11 protein-coding genes are annotated in these 12,812 nt (G+C 67.1%); 5 read left to right on the top strand and 6 right to left on the bottom strand.

The window, feature by feature from the left end; genetic code table 11:
* The first annotated feature begins 300 nt into the window (after positions 1–300).
* Positions 301–1,320, top strand: a complete 1,020-nt coding sequence (locus GVV04_RS18695) for a ketoacyl-ACP synthase III family protein (RefSeq protein ID WP_235966261.1) — start codon at positions 301–303, stop codon at positions 1,318–1,320.
* 285 nt (positions 1,321–1,605) lie between these two features.
* Here GVV04_RS18695 and GVV04_RS18690 read toward each other — a convergent pair whose 3' ends face one another.
* The 6 genes from GVV04_RS18690 to GVV04_RS18665 all read right to left on the bottom strand — a co-directional run bounded on the left by GVV04_RS18690 (position 1,606) and on the right by GVV04_RS18665 (position 8,264).
* Positions 1,606–2,328: a class I SAM-dependent DNA methyltransferase gene (locus GVV04_RS18690; protein WP_161689282.1), complete on the bottom strand. Its 723-nt coding sequence runs from the start codon at positions 2,326–2,328 to the stop codon at positions 1,606–1,608.
* Positions 2,328–3,644, bottom strand: coding sequence for a nucleotide disphospho-sugar-binding domain-containing protein (locus tag GVV04_RS18685; protein WP_161689281.1), 1,317 nt, complete (start codon positions 3,642–3,644; stop codon positions 2,328–2,330). The genes GVV04_RS18690 and GVV04_RS18685 overlap by 1 nt, the downstream gene beginning before the upstream one ends.
* A 271-nt stretch (positions 3,645–3,915) precedes the next feature.
* Positions 3,916–5,133: a twitch domain-containing radical SAM protein gene (locus GVV04_RS18680; protein WP_161689280.1), complete on the bottom strand. Its 1,218-nt coding sequence runs from the start codon at positions 5,131–5,133 to the stop codon at positions 3,916–3,918.
* A 16-nt stretch (positions 5,134–5,149) separates the two neighbouring features.
* Positions 5,150–6,091 (bottom strand): phytanoyl-CoA dioxygenase family protein, encoded by a 942-nt coding sequence (locus GVV04_RS18675; RefSeq protein ID WP_161689279.1) that lies wholly within the window; start codon positions 6,089–6,091, stop codon positions 5,150–5,152.
* A complete protein-coding gene (locus GVV04_RS18670; protein WP_161689278.1) occupies positions 6,091–6,810 on the bottom strand; it encodes an FkbM family methyltransferase in 720 nt (239 codons plus the stop codon). Before GVV04_RS18670 ends, GVV04_RS18675 begins: the two co-directional genes overlap by 1 nt.
* Before the next feature lie 8 nt (positions 6,811–6,818).
* Positions 6,819–8,264 (bottom strand): NAD(P)/FAD-dependent oxidoreductase, encoded by a 1,446-nt coding sequence (locus tag GVV04_RS18665; protein WP_161689277.1) that lies wholly within the window; start codon positions 8,262–8,264, stop codon positions 6,819–6,821.
* 315 nt (positions 8,265–8,579) lie between these two features.
* Here GVV04_RS18665 and GVV04_RS33995 point away from each other — a divergent pair, with 315 nt between their 5' ends.
* The 4 genes from GVV04_RS33995 (at position 8,580) to GVV04_RS18645 (ending at position 12,808) form a co-directional block, all read left to right on the top strand.
* Complete coding sequence (locus tag GVV04_RS33995) at positions 8,580–9,713, top strand: nucleotide disphospho-sugar-binding domain-containing protein (RefSeq protein ID WP_161689276.1); 1,134 nt, start codon at positions 8,580–8,582, stop codon at positions 9,711–9,713.
* A gap of 128 nt (positions 9,714–9,841) precedes the next feature.
* Positions 9,842–10,777, top strand: coding sequence for a thiamine pyrophosphate-dependent dehydrogenase E1 component subunit alpha (locus GVV04_RS18655; RefSeq protein WP_161689472.1), 936 nt, complete (start codon positions 9,842–9,844; stop codon positions 10,775–10,777).
* 4 nt (positions 10,778–10,781) lie between these two features.
* Complete coding sequence (locus tag GVV04_RS18650; protein WP_161689275.1) at positions 10,782–11,747, top strand: alpha-ketoacid dehydrogenase subunit beta; 966 nt, start codon at positions 10,782–10,784, stop codon at positions 11,745–11,747.
* Positions 11,748–11,794: 47 nt separating this feature from the next.
* A complete protein-coding gene (locus tag GVV04_RS18645; RefSeq protein WP_161689274.1) occupies positions 11,795–12,808 on the top strand; it encodes a glycosyltransferase family 2 protein in 1,014 nt (337 codons plus the stop codon).
* Positions 12,809–12,812 lie beyond the last annotated feature (4 nt).

Here is a 12,812-nt window from a genome sequence, read left to right as displayed (position 1 = left end):
TTTGGCCGGGATTCGACAGGCTCGTCTGGACGGGACGACGGCCGGCACCGGCTGGGGCCGGCTGGGGCCGCGACCGCCGTCTCCTCGGCGACGTCCCCGGGCCCGGCGCCGGCGAACGCACGTGCTCCGTCGGAGGGAAATACCACACGAAGATCCGTTCGACATCTAGGTGGAATTCCAGACTAGTTGCGATCCGACCATCATAGAGTCATGGTCCAGTGAACGAAGGTCGGGGCGTCTCCGATCTATGGTGGTGATCAACATGAATCGCGAGGAGAAGAATTCATGCGGACACCGGACATGTTCATCGGCGGTGTCGGGACGTTCATTCCGCCGCGGGTGAGCGTCGAATGGGCAGTCGCGCGGGGCTACTATTCGGCCCAGGACGCCGAGGTGCACGAGCTCATCGGCGCTGCGGTCGCGGGCGACATGCCTCCCCCCGAGATGGCACTCCGGGCCGCACAGCAGGCGGTCAAACGGTGGGGCGGGTCACCGAAGGAGTTCGACCTGCTGCTATACGCCAGCACGTGGCACCAGGGACCGGACGGCTGGCCGCCGCAGTCGTACCTGCAACGGCATCTGGTGGGCGGCGACCTGCTCGCCTTGGAGATCCGGCAAGGCTGCAACGGTCTGTTCAGTGCGATGGAACTCGCCGCCAGCTACCTCGCCGCCGTTCCGGAACGTACGAGCGCCCTGCTTGTCGCCGCGGACAACTACGGCACGCCGCTGATCGACCGCTGGTCGATGGGACCCGGCTTCATCGGTGGTGACGCCGCCTCGGCCATCGTGTTGACCAAACAACCGGGGTTCGCTCGGCTGCGTTCGGTGTGCTCACGGACGATGACGGCCGCCGAAGCCCTGCACCGCGGCGACGAACCGCTGTTCCCGCCCAGCATCACGGTCGGCCGCACCACGGACTTCAGCGCCCGGATCGGCCAGCAGTTCGCCACCCGCAGCCCGGCGGCCGCGGCCATGGCCGACGTGCCGCAGCAGGTCGTGGAGCTGGTCGACCAGGCATTGGCGGAGGCCGGAATCGGGATCGGCAACATCGCCCGGGTCGGGTTCATGAACTACTCCCGCGAGGTGGTCGAGCAGCGGGTGATGACGATGTGGGACCTGCCCATGTCGCGTTCGACCTGGGAATACGGTCGTGAGATCGGGCACTGCGGCGCCAGCGACACCATCCTGTCCTTCGATCACCTGGTGCGTACGGGCGAGATCGGGCCAGGCGACCACATGTTGATGCTGGGCACGGCACCCGGCGTCGTGTTGTCCTGTGTCATCGTCGAGGTTCTCGAATCGCCGGCCTGGACGAAGTGACGCCGGGAAGACGGAAGACTCCCATCCCGGCGCCGAGTCCGCGCCGGCTACCGCTCGTACACCGCGATCGCCGAGTGGGCCGCTGACGTCCCGGCCGCGACCGCGGCCACTGGTCGATCGAGCACAAGATCCACTGGGCTCGCCCTGCCTCCCAGCGCCCTCGCCGTTGGCCCGGGCGACGTCTACCAACGTCTGCGGGCCCGATCCGCCCGTTCCGGAGGCCTGAGCGTCCAGGTGCCCGGGGGCACCTGGACGCTCATACCGAGGGCAGGTGGCTCACACCGCCTACTTCTGGTCGCGTCGCAGGATCAGGTAGCAGACCCCGTCCTCGTTGACGAACTCGTCCAGCAGCGGCGTCAGGCCGGCCTCAACGGCCAACGAGGAGATCACGTCGATGCCGTGGAAGGAGAGAAAACCTTTGAACTCGAACGGGTTCGCCGCTAGGTATCGCTCCGCGTAGAAGTGGAAAAAGCTGCGGGTCGAGGCGCCGATGTCGAGGAAGTTGACCCCGAAGTGGCCGCCGGGCCGCAGGATCCGGGCGATCTGGCGGAAGTAGTGGAAGAATTCGAAGACATTGAGGTGAATAAAGACGTTCAGCGAGAATCCCGCGTCGAACTCCGCCGACGGCAACGCGGCCAGGAAGTCGTTGTCGATGTGGTGGTAGTCGACGTTGGCATGGTCCTGGCAGGTGACCCGCGCCTTGTCGAGGAAGGATCGGCTGACGTCGGTGCACAGCATCCGCCGCACGACAGGCGCGAGGACGTTGGCCATGACCCCCTCGCCACTGCCGATCTCGAAGATCGATGACTCCGGGTTGATCCGGAGCCGTTCGGCCATCCACTTCGCCCGGTCGACGCGATCCTGCAGGTACTCGTCGCGGGGCTGGGTGCCGGCGAGCTGGATCTGCATCTCGTCCGGCGTCTTCCATTCCCACACCAGGTTGAGGTCGCCCATGCTCCGCAGCGGCGGCTTGGGGCCGGTGGCGGGTGTTCCTTGCGCGTTGCTCATCAGACCTCGCTCACGGTGTTCTGGGTGATTTCCTTACGATGCGGCTCTCGCCCGGCCACCAACCCGGCGACGTCGGAGTCGGTCAGCCCACCCTCGCGGGCCAGGGTGATGAGCAGGTCGGCGACCTGCACGGCGGTCGGCGCGGCACCGACGGACTCGCTCAGCTCGACCGCCCGGCGCCGGTACCTGTGGTCGAACAGCACCTCACCGATGGCCTTGTCGATCGCCTCGCGGTCGATCAGTAGTCCGGGCAACGTCTTGGTCGCTCCCTGCGGGTCCAGCCGCCTACCGTAGATATGCCCGTCGAAGTTCAGCGCGAGTGACAGCTGCGGCACCCCCATGGCGATGCCGTTCATCAGGCAGTTCGCGCTGCCGTGGTGGATGAGCAGGTCGCAGTCGGGCAGAATCAACTCGAGTGGGCAGTTGCGCAGGACCCGGACATTCGGTGGCAGCGATCCCAGGGCGTCCACCTCGGACAGCGCCGCCGTGAGTACCACCTCGGCGGCCAGTTGAGCCGAGGTCTCGACCGCCTGTCGAAGGGCTGGTAGCCGTTCGCCGAACACCCCTGTCGCGGAGTTTCCCCACACCACGCAGACACGCTTGCCCTTGACCGGACCCAACAGCCAGGGATCCACGTCCTGAGATCCGTTGTAGGGGTGGTATCGGATGGGTATCCGCAGCGCGTCGCCCATCGGCGGGATGGCCACATCGGGCGACGGATCAATGGCGTACCTGATGTCGCGCCGAGTCCACTCCACGCCGTACTTCTCGAAGCAGGACAGGGGATCCCCCGCCATCATGTTGAGACCCGGTTCGGTTTCCACAGTGCCGATGAAGCCCGGCCCGAAGAAAACGCTGGGTATGTCGTTCAGTACGCCGACCAGAGCCCCCTCGACCGCCATGATGTCATGCACCACCAGGTCGGGGCGCCAGGAAGCGGCGTAGTCGACGGCGTTGTCGAAGCTGCGCTGGACCGCGGCGATGGACTTCTTCCAGAAGTCGCTCAGCGTGCCGGTGTCGAAATCGCGTACGGACCCGAGCGACTCACCGGTGAAGGGATGCAGCGGCAGAGGCATCTCACCGCTCTGCGGCGGGGTGTTGATCGCCAACGCCCAGTAGGCCAGCCGGGCGCTTTCCATCATGTCGGCGGCGTCGAGCATCGACACCGGCATCAGGCCAGTCGCCTGGACGCCCGAAACCTGCTGAGGCGGGCAGGCGACCCGGACCTCGTGCCCGGCCGCCCGGAACGCCCATGCGAGCGGAACCATGCACATGTAGTGTCCAGCCCAGTTGGACACGGTAAACAGAATCCGCATCGGAACCTTTCCCTAGCGCCGTACCTGCACGGGCCGCTTGTTCACGTACCGAGCCCGATCACCACACAGGCGCGGATCGACCGGTCCGGTGCACGACAGGCTTCACTGCGATCGGCCGCCGCACCGACCGAGAGTAGCTGAACCGGACTAGCGTTTTCCCCATACCTGATCTTCGACAGCGGGGCAGCGGTTTCGCATACACATCAGCCATTCAGCGCTCTGGGCCAGGAACTGTCGCGGCACCGTACGAATTCGTTCCGGAAGTCGTCGTTCAGGGCACCCCGTCGTCCACCAGGCTGGTCGGATCGAGCGAGTTCATGAACGAACGCAGGGCGTCGAGATGGGTTGCGGGCTTGTCCCAGCCGAGTTCGGCGCACCAGACGATCAGATCCGTCAACTCCTGGTTCGCGCGCGCCTTCTCCTCGGCCGACAAACTGACGACCGAGAGATCCTGCGGCCACTGCACGACGTTGGCCAGGTCCACCTCCAGCCCCTCGGTACGCGCGAACTCGAGCACGTTACGCAGGTCCCACAGGTTGTGCCGCTGCGGCGACACCTGGAGCCAGACGTCGAACTCGGACCGGAGCAGGCGTAGATTGGCCACGAAGTCCGCCCACTTCCCGCCGGCCCGGATGTATTCGAACACCTCGCCGACGCCATCGCAGGAAGCCCCGATACCCACGCTCTTGAAGTGCCGTAGGAGCTTCATCGCGTTGTCCGGGGACACGGTCAGGTTCGAGTTGTACTGGACGTCGACATTGTGCGCGTTCCCGGTTTCCACGAGTAGCTTGAGCATGGCGAAATGACCCGGTTGCAGAAAGGGTTCGCCACCCGCGAAGTACAGCCGGCGGATCAGGTGCGCATTCTCCCGCAGTGTCGCCCACAACTCGTCGTCGTCGCGGTACGGGTCAATCACCGCGGACGACCATGCCGGACGTTGCTTGGCACCCCAGGAGGAACTCACCGGGTAGGTGCACATGACGCACCGCAGGTTGCAGTTGTTGCCGAACCTGATGTCGAGAAAGAACGGGAATTCCTCGACCGTGCCGTCCGCGGCGGTACGGGCGGCGAGCGCATCGAGGTCGTACTCCTGATGGAACCGGCGGTTGACGTTCTGCCGGTAGGACTGGGCGCCGTGGTCCTCCCGAAAGTAGCAATACTTGCACGCCTCCACGCGCTGGCCACTGAGCATCGCCAGTCGGGTCCGCTTCATGTTGGGACTGTTGAAGGCCTCCCGGATGCCCATCACCCGGTCCGGGTTGTCCTTGGCATACCGCGAACTCGGGGAGCAACCGATCGCGTCGTCGTTCAGCGTGAACGCCGGCTCTTCCTGCTCGTCGTACAGTTCTGTGTGGTACATCGAGTCATCGACGCAGCACCGGCCGTAGACGCCGTCGATGGAGGCGCAGAGGTGAATCCACGGCAGCACACACGCGGTCTGATCGGCTGCCGTGGCCGGGGTGTCGTGGCTGTCGCCCGGGATGCTCATCGAATGCCGCCCGAGCTCACCATCGCCAGTACTCCTCGTGCGCGAAACGCAGAGTGTCGATCTCCGGCCGGTCCGCCCAGTGCCGGAGCGACTCAGCCGGCTGATAGTCGAACGGCTCCTCGTCGCCGAATTGCGGCTCGTGCGCCCGCATCTGGACGCAGGATCGCAGTACCTGCTGTTTGAGCCCGATGTACTCCGCACTGTGCGGGCCCAACTGCCATTCGACCTCGGCCGGCCGGTACTCGAAGTAGATGACCCGACGCTGCTTGCCGACCACCGCGGGCGCCCCGTGCAGAGTGAGAATGTTGTGCAGCAGGAGATCCCCTGGCTGCATCACGGCTGGTACCGCCCCGGTGGTGTCCCATTCGCTCGCGTTGAGTCGGTCCGCGGTGGCGGTCAATCGATCGTCGTCCCAGTAATTGGACTCCGGAATGCACCAGACGCAGTTGTCCTCGGGCGCGGGGTCGAGGTAGATCCCGGCGTCGATGACTCTGCCTGCACCGGTGATGCCGACCGCGTTGTCGTACAGCCCGGCGTCGCGGTGCCAGGCCAGCCTGGGCGCTCCGGCGGGTGTCTTGAAGACCATGCTGTCCCAGGTCGGGATCAGATTCGGTCCGACCAACTGCTCCATGATCCGCAGTAGCAACGGGTGGCCGGCCAGCATGGCGATGGGTCGGGCCTTGTCTACGACGTACTCGATTCGCACCGGTGCGGCGCCCGGCTGGTCGGGTTCCAACGTCCAGACAATGTCCTGCATGGACCGGGTCGACCACGCCCGGTCGATCAGTGTCCGGCCGGCCTCTTGGACGTCGGCCAGTTCCTGCGGAGTGAGCAACCCGCGTACGGCCAGGACACCCTGCCGGCGAAAGGCCGTGACGTGCTCGGGCAACAGCCCGGTCCGCCGGATGTCGCATTCCGCGATCCGGTTGGCGACACGCAGGTCTCCGACGGAGTTCATCAGTCCAAACCCTTCTGATCAGTGGTCGTGGACCCGGCGGCGCAGTCCGCGACGAAGTACCAGTCCAGTTCCAGGGCCGTGGTGAGCGAGGCGCGAGTCAGCGGGCGCCGCCCCGCCAGCCACGCCGGCAGGGTGAACACCTGGTAACTCAGCTCCTCCACCAGCAATGACCAGAGGTCGTCCGTCGTCGTGCCGTATTCACGCATGACCTCGTCGCCGCCATGCTCGAAGACGATCACCGGCCGACCACGCCGCAACGTGTCACGCGCCCCGCGCAGGGCCAGCACCTCGCCACCCTCGATGTCGATCTTGATTAGGTCGACACGTACATCCGTGGGAATGACGTCATCCAGACGTACGGTTTCGACGGTGATCTCACGCAGCGTCTCTGTCGGCCGGTCGTAGGGACGCTGGCGCAGGCCGCTGTAGCCCGGGTTGGACACCACGTGCACGTAGCTGTGCGGGCCCGCGGTGTCGGCGGCTGCCGCCCTGACGACCGTGACCGACGGCAGCCGGTCTGCCAACTCGTCGGCAAGAGCGGGCAACGGTTCGATGGCGAAGTGGGTGCCCTCCGGTGCCACCCGGACCAGATGCTGGGTGATCTCGCCGACGCCGGCGCCGAGATCGACCGACACGGCTGTCCGGCCGCAGACCCGTTCGATGATCTCGACGGTGAGTCGGTCGTAGTCCTCGTTGCGTTGGGCGGGACCGGCCGCCAAGGAGCCGCTCACGCCGGCCGGGTCCGTCCGATGCCCAGTCGTGGGCTCGTCATCAGGTACAGGCCGGTGTCCGGGTCGAACAGCTCGAGTCCGTCGACCTTGTTCAGCCCTTCGCTGACCGGCGCCTTCGGAACACCGGCCTCCGCCATCCGCCGAGCCTGCTCGGCGGCGACGAAGAGTTGGCCGACCGAGTTGCCGGCGTCGGCCTCCGGTAGCTGCGGCGGAACCGAGCGGCCGGCCATGGCGTCGCTCACGTCAGCGATCCCGGCGATCAGTTGGGCGAACGCCTTGGCGCCGTCCACCCGTTCGTACTCGGTCTCGTCGTGCTCGCTGACCAGCCGGTCAGCGAGGGCGAAGTAGTTCGCCTTGCCGGCCTGCTGCTGGTAGACGGCCGCGACCAGGGTGAACAGACGATCGAAGGCGTTGCGGTAGAGCGTTTCGTAGAACCCGTAGGCCTGCTCCTCCTCGACGTCGCCATTGACGATGGCCAGGATCGACGCCGACGCGAGCAGGCCGCTGTAGAGCGCGAGGTGCACGCCGGTCGACAACAGCGGGTCCAGGAAGCAGGCACTGTCGCCCGCGGCGAAGTAGCCGGGACCGCAGAAACTGTCGGACACGTACGAGAAGTCCTGCTCGACCCGGACACCCGGCTGGTATGTCCCGGTCGCCACCAGGCTCCGCACCGTCGGCGACTCCTGGACGAGCGCGGCGAGCATGTCCTCGAGTGACCCGTGTTCGTTGCGGCGTTCGAGGAAGCGCTTCTGGTGACACACGAACCCGACGCTGTAGCGGTTGTTCCGCAGCGGGATGACCCAGTACCAGCCGTCCGGCGCGCCGATCACGTTGATACCACCCTCCGGCGAGTTGGGCAGCAGTGATCCACCATCCCAGTAGCCCCAGATGGCGACGTTCTTGAACGTGTCGTTCGCTCGCCGGTGCTTGAAGTGGCGGGCGGGGATCATGCCGACCCGGCCGGAGGCGTCCACGACGAAATCGAACTCGGTGGTGCGCCGTTCGCCGCTGTCCGGCTCGGTCCACTCCGCGGCCACCGCGCGGTCGCCGTCGAAGATCACCCGCTTGACCTCGGCGTTCTGAACGACCGTGGCGCCTTGTCTGGCGGCGTTGTTCAGCAGTACGTGGTCGAAGTCGTCGCGGTCCACCTGCCAGGACCTGACTCCGGGACCGAAGATCTCGGTCCAGTCGATGGCCCAGTCCTCCTTGCCCCATCGCAGCAGCACACCGTTCTTCTCGGTGTAGCCGCGTGCGTCGACGTCGCTCAGCGCGCCGACGAAGTCGACGATGGTCCGGCACGAGGACGCGATCGACTCGCCGATGTGGTAGCGCGGGAAGGTCTCTTTCTCCAGCAAGGTCACCGACAGTCCCGCACGCGCGAGCAGCGCCGCGGCGGTCGATCCGGCCGGACCGCCACCGATAACCAAGACCGTGCTGACCATGAGGCTCCCAATCGATGAGGAGGAGGGGACGGGCTACTTCTATTTAGAACATCACCATACGGCGTGTCGAAATTGGCGTTCAACGATTCCGGGGAAGGTCTAGTGGGAGCGCTAGTGTCACGTGCCTGAAGTGATCTACGATAGGGCTGGCTGACCGTCTGGCGTCAGCCCGGTCCCGGCCTGCTCAGCCCGGAAACGGGGTTTCTCGCTGAATTGCTGGGCGATACCCTCGAATTGGCCGGACGCCGGCTGCGGGGGATTGGTGTGCGCCGCACCGGGCACTGTCATCTTGACGTGAATTCGCATGGAGGGTTCGTGAAGATACTCTTTCTGCCGGGGCCAGTGAAATCGAACGTATTTGGGGTCGGGTCTCTGGCTGTCGCCGCACGGGCGAGCAGTCACGAGGTCATCGTCGCGTCCACCGCGGAGGCGGCCGCCGCAGCGACGAGCATCGGCCTGCCCGCCGTGACGACGAGTGATCTGACGCTGACGCAATTGCTGACTACCGATCGCGCCGGCAACCCGCTGGAATTTCCCACCGACGACGCCGAGCTGCCGACCTTCGTCGGCCACATGTTCGGCCGCCTGGCCGCCGTCAACCTCGGCCCGACGCGCGACCTGATCACCAACTGGCGGCCGGACGTCCTGGTGAGCGGGCCGCACGCCTACGCCGGCCCACTGCTGGCCGCCGAGTTCGGCCTGCCCTGCGCCCGGCACCTGCTCACCGGGACCCCGGTCGACCGGGATGGCACGCACCCCGGTGTCGAGGACGAGCTCAAGCCCGAACTGAGCGCGCTCGGCCTCGACCGGGTGCCCGACTTCGACCTGGCGATCGACATCTTCCCGGCGAGCATCCGGCCCGCAGGCGGACCGGTGCAGCCGATGCGGTGGATGCCCACCAGCGAGCAGCGGCCCGTGGAACCGTGGATGGTCACCCCGGCGGATCGGCGCCGGGTACTGCTGACCGCGGGCAGCCTGGTCACGCCGACGCACGGCATGGACCTGTTGTGGAACCTCGTGACCGCGCTCGCGGACCTGGACATCGAACTGGTCGTCGCAGCCCCGGAGGAGGTCGGCGCGCTGATCCGGAAGATGCCCGGGGTCGCGCACGCGGGCTGGGTTCCGCTGGACATGGTCCTGCCCACCTGCGCCCTGATCGTGCACCACTCCGGCACGATGACCGCGCTCACCGCCATGCAGGCCGGTGTCCCGCAGCTGATCATCCCGCAGGAGAGCCGGTTCGTGGACTGGGCCCGGATGCTGGCCACCAAGGGCATCGCGATCACCCTGCCGCCCGGTGCGGACACCGAGGACGCCCTCGCCAGTGCGGCCCGCGTGCTGCTGACCGAGCCGGCCTACGCCACGGCCGCGCGTGCCATGGCCGACGAGATCGCCGAGATGCCCCTGCCGGTCACCGTCCTCGACGTGCTGCAGGACCTCACCAGGTAGGCGCGGTGATCTCTGGGGATTTCCCGGACCTTCCCGCCCTACAGTCGGTGCCGAATCCCGTCCGCGCTGGCGAAAGGGGAGTTCATGTGACGACTGAGCCGGATCGATCTCGATACTTCTACCGACAGATGCGCCTGATCCGAGAGTTCGAGGAGCACTGCCTCGAAATGGCCGTCACCGGGACGATCGTCGGTGGTATCCACCCCTACATCGGTCAGGAGGCCGTCGCGGTGGGCGTGAGTGCCCACCTGCGAAAGGACGACGTCATCACCAGCACCCACCGTGGACACGGCCATGTGCTCGCAAAGGGTGCCGACCCGAAGCGGGCACTGGCCGAGCTGTACGGTGCGAGCACGGGCCTCAACCGGGGGCGTGGTGGGTCGATGCATGCCGCCGACGTTGGGCTGGGCATCTACGGCGCGAACGGGATCGTGGGCGCGGGCGCACCGATCGCGGTGGGAGCGGCCTGGGCAGCCCGGCGCCAAGGCCGTGACCAGCAAGTGGCCGTGGCGTACTTCGGCGATGGCGCACTCAGCCAGGGCGTGGTGCTCGAGGCCTTCAACCTGGCGGCGCTGTGGTCGCTGCCGGTGCTGTTCGTCTGCGAGAACAACGGGTACGCCATCAGCCTGCCGGTCGACCGGGGCCTGGCGGGCGACCCGGTGCGTCGGGCGGCCGGGTTCGGCCTGACCGCGGCCGCGGTGGACGGGATGGACGTGGAAGCGGTCGCCGAGGCCGCGGGCCGGGCGGTGGCCGCCTGCCGTGCCGGTAGGGGACCACACTTCCTCGAGTGCGCCACCTACCGGTTCCGTGGTCATCACACCGTGGAACACCTGATGGGCATCAACTACCGCGACGAGGCCGAGGTGGCTAGCTGGACGGCGCGTGATCCGCTGGCCCGCCAGCGTGCTCGTCTCGCGCCGGCGGTCGCCGACGAAGTCGACGCGGAGATCGCCGCGCTGATCGCCGAAGCCGTCGCGTTCGCCGGTTCGAGTCCCGGCTCCGACCCGCGCGACGCTCTGGACTACCTGTACGCCGGCATGGTGCCGACGCGGCCGGGAGCGTGATCCGATGCCGAGTCTGTCCTACATCGCGGCATTGAACCAGGCCCTGCGCGACGAGATGGCCCGTGATGAACGGGTGTGCATTTTCGGCGAAGACGTCTGCCTGGGCCTCACCGGCATCACCAAGGGACTGGCCGAGGCGCACGGTACCGGTCGGGTGGTGGACACACCGCTGTCCGAGCAGGCGTTCACCAGCCTGGCCACCGGGGCCGCCATCGCCGGCCAGCGTCCCGTCGTCGAGTTCCAGATCCCGTCCCTGCTGTACCTGGTGTTCGAGCAGATCGCCAACCAGGCGCACAAGTTCTCGCTGATGACCGGCGGCCAGGCCAGCGTCCCGGTCACCTATCTGGTACCCGGCTCCGGGTCCCGGTCGGGCATGGCCGGACAGCACTCCGACCACCCGTACAGCCTGCTCGCGCACGTGGGTGTCAAGACCGCGGTGCCGGCGACGCCCAGCGACGCGTACGGCCTCCTGCTGTCGGCGATCCGGGAGCCGGATCCGGTCGCCGTGTTCGCGCCGACCCTGCTGATGGGTACGTCCGAGGAGATCGACGGCGACCTCGACGCCGTGCCGCTGGGCAGTGCCCGTACGCACCGGGAAGGCACCGATGTCACGGTGGTCGCCGTGGGCCATCTGGTCCCGGTTGCCCTCCAGGTGGCCGCCGACCTGGCCGACGAGGCGTCGGTCGAGGTCATCGACCCACGTACGGTCTACCCGGTCGACTGGGAGACCCTGGGTAAGTCGATCAGCCGGACCGGTCGGCTGGTGGTGATCGACGACTCGAACCGGATGTGTGGCTTCGGTGCCGAGATCGCGGCGACCGCGGCCGAGGAGTTCGGCTTGGCGGTACCGCCGAAGCGGGTGTCCCGGCCGGACGGCGCCGTGATCCCGTACGCCCTGAATCTGGACCACGCGCTGCTGCCCGACGCCCTCGAACTCACCGAGGCCATCCGGGCCGTGCTGCGGCGGTAGCTGCGGTGTGGGTATCGGACGCGGCGTTGAAGGAGAGAGGCCGGCACATGACATCGGGACGCCCGCAGGTGGCGACCGTCACGGTGACCACCAACGAGATCAAGTGGCTGCGTCGCTGCCTAGGGGCGCTGGTCGACAGCGACACCGAAGGCTTCGATCTTGACGTGCACCTGATCGACAACGCCTCCACCGACGGCAGCTCGGAGATGGTCGCGCGGGAGTTCCCGAGCGTGAAGATCACCCGTAATCCCACCAACCTCGGGTTCGCCGGAGCCAACAACGTCGGTATCCGGGCCGCACTCACCGCCGGCGCCGACTACGTATTCCTGGTCAACCCGGATACCTGGACCCCGCCACGGCTGGTCCGGGCGATGGTCGAATTCGCCGAGCGTTGGCCGGAATATGGAATCGTCGGTCCGCTGCAATACCGCTACGACGCCCACTCGACCGAACTGGTCGAGTTCAACGACTGGACCAACACGGCACTCTGGCTGGGCGAACAGCACGCGTTCGCGGGCGACGGAATGGCTCATCCGTCCCCGGCCGGCAGTCCGGAAGGCCGCGCGCCGCGGACCTTGGAGCATGCGTACGTCCAGGGTGCGGCGTTGTTCGCGCGGGTGACGATGCTGCGCGAGGTGGGCATGTTCGATGAGGTGTTCCATACGTACTACGAGGAAGTGGACCTGTGCCGGCGGGCCAGATGGGCGGGCTGGCGGGTGGCTCTCCTGCTCGACGAGGGCCTGCAACACCACGGCGGCGGCGGCGCGGCCACGCGCAGCACCTACACCCGGGTGCACATGCGGCGCAACCGCTACTACTACCTGCTCACCGATGTGGATTGGAACCCGACTAAGGCAACCCGGCTGGCCGCCCGATGGCTTGTGGCGGACCTGTTCGGCCGGAGCGTGGTCGGCAAGATAGACCCGATGACCGGAACCCGGGAAACCCTGGCGGCGATGCGATGGCTGGCGGGCCACGCGCCGACGATAGCGGAACGTCGGCGCAGTCATCGAGCGTTGCGCGCGGGCCGTACGCCGGCACGGCGTGAGGTGGCGTCATGACGGG

Source organism: Micromonospora rubida (assembly GCF_009908295.1).
Classification (GTDB): domain Bacteria; phylum Actinomycetota; class Actinomycetes; order Mycobacteriales; family Micromonosporaceae; genus Micromonospora; species Micromonospora rubida.
Note: the sequence above shows the minus strand (reverse complement) of the source record. Positions and strands in the feature narration are given on the sequence as shown.

What these genes read in the sequence shown, in the direction of transcription:
- GVV04_RS18695 (WP_235966261.1), top strand. Translation starts at nt 301, where the DNA reads ATGTTCATCGGCGGTGTCGGGACGTTCATTCCGCCGCGGGTGAGCGTC.
- GVV04_RS18690 (WP_161689282.1), bottom strand. Translation starts at nt 2,328, where the DNA reads ATGAGCAACGCGCAAGGAACACCCGCCACCGGCCCCAAGCCGCCGCTG.
- GVV04_RS18685 (WP_161689281.1), bottom strand. Translation starts at nt 3,644, where the DNA reads ATGCGGATTCTGTTTACCGTGTCCAACTGGGCTGGACACTACATGTGC.
- GVV04_RS18680 (WP_161689280.1), bottom strand. Translation starts at nt 5,133, where the DNA reads ATGAGCATCCCGGGCGACAGCCACGACACCCCGGCCACGGCAGCCGAT.
- GVV04_RS18675 (WP_161689279.1), bottom strand. Translation starts at nt 6,091, where the DNA reads ATGAACTCCGTCGGAGACCTGCGTGTCGCCAACCGGATCGCGGAATGC.
- GVV04_RS18665 (WP_161689277.1), bottom strand. Translation starts at nt 8,264, where the DNA reads ATGGTCAGCACGGTCTTGGTTATCGGTGGCGGTCCGGCCGGATCGACC.
- GVV04_RS18655 (WP_161689472.1), top strand. Translation starts at nt 9,842, where the DNA reads ATGCGCCTGATCCGAGAGTTCGAGGAGCACTGCCTCGAAATGGCCGTC.
- GVV04_RS18650 (WP_161689275.1), top strand. Translation starts at nt 10,782, where the DNA reads ATGCCGAGTCTGTCCTACATCGCGGCATTGAACCAGGCCCTGCGCGAC.
- GVV04_RS18645 (WP_161689274.1), top strand. Translation starts at nt 11,795, where the DNA reads ATGACATCGGGACGCCCGCAGGTGGCGACCGTCACGGTGACCACCAAC.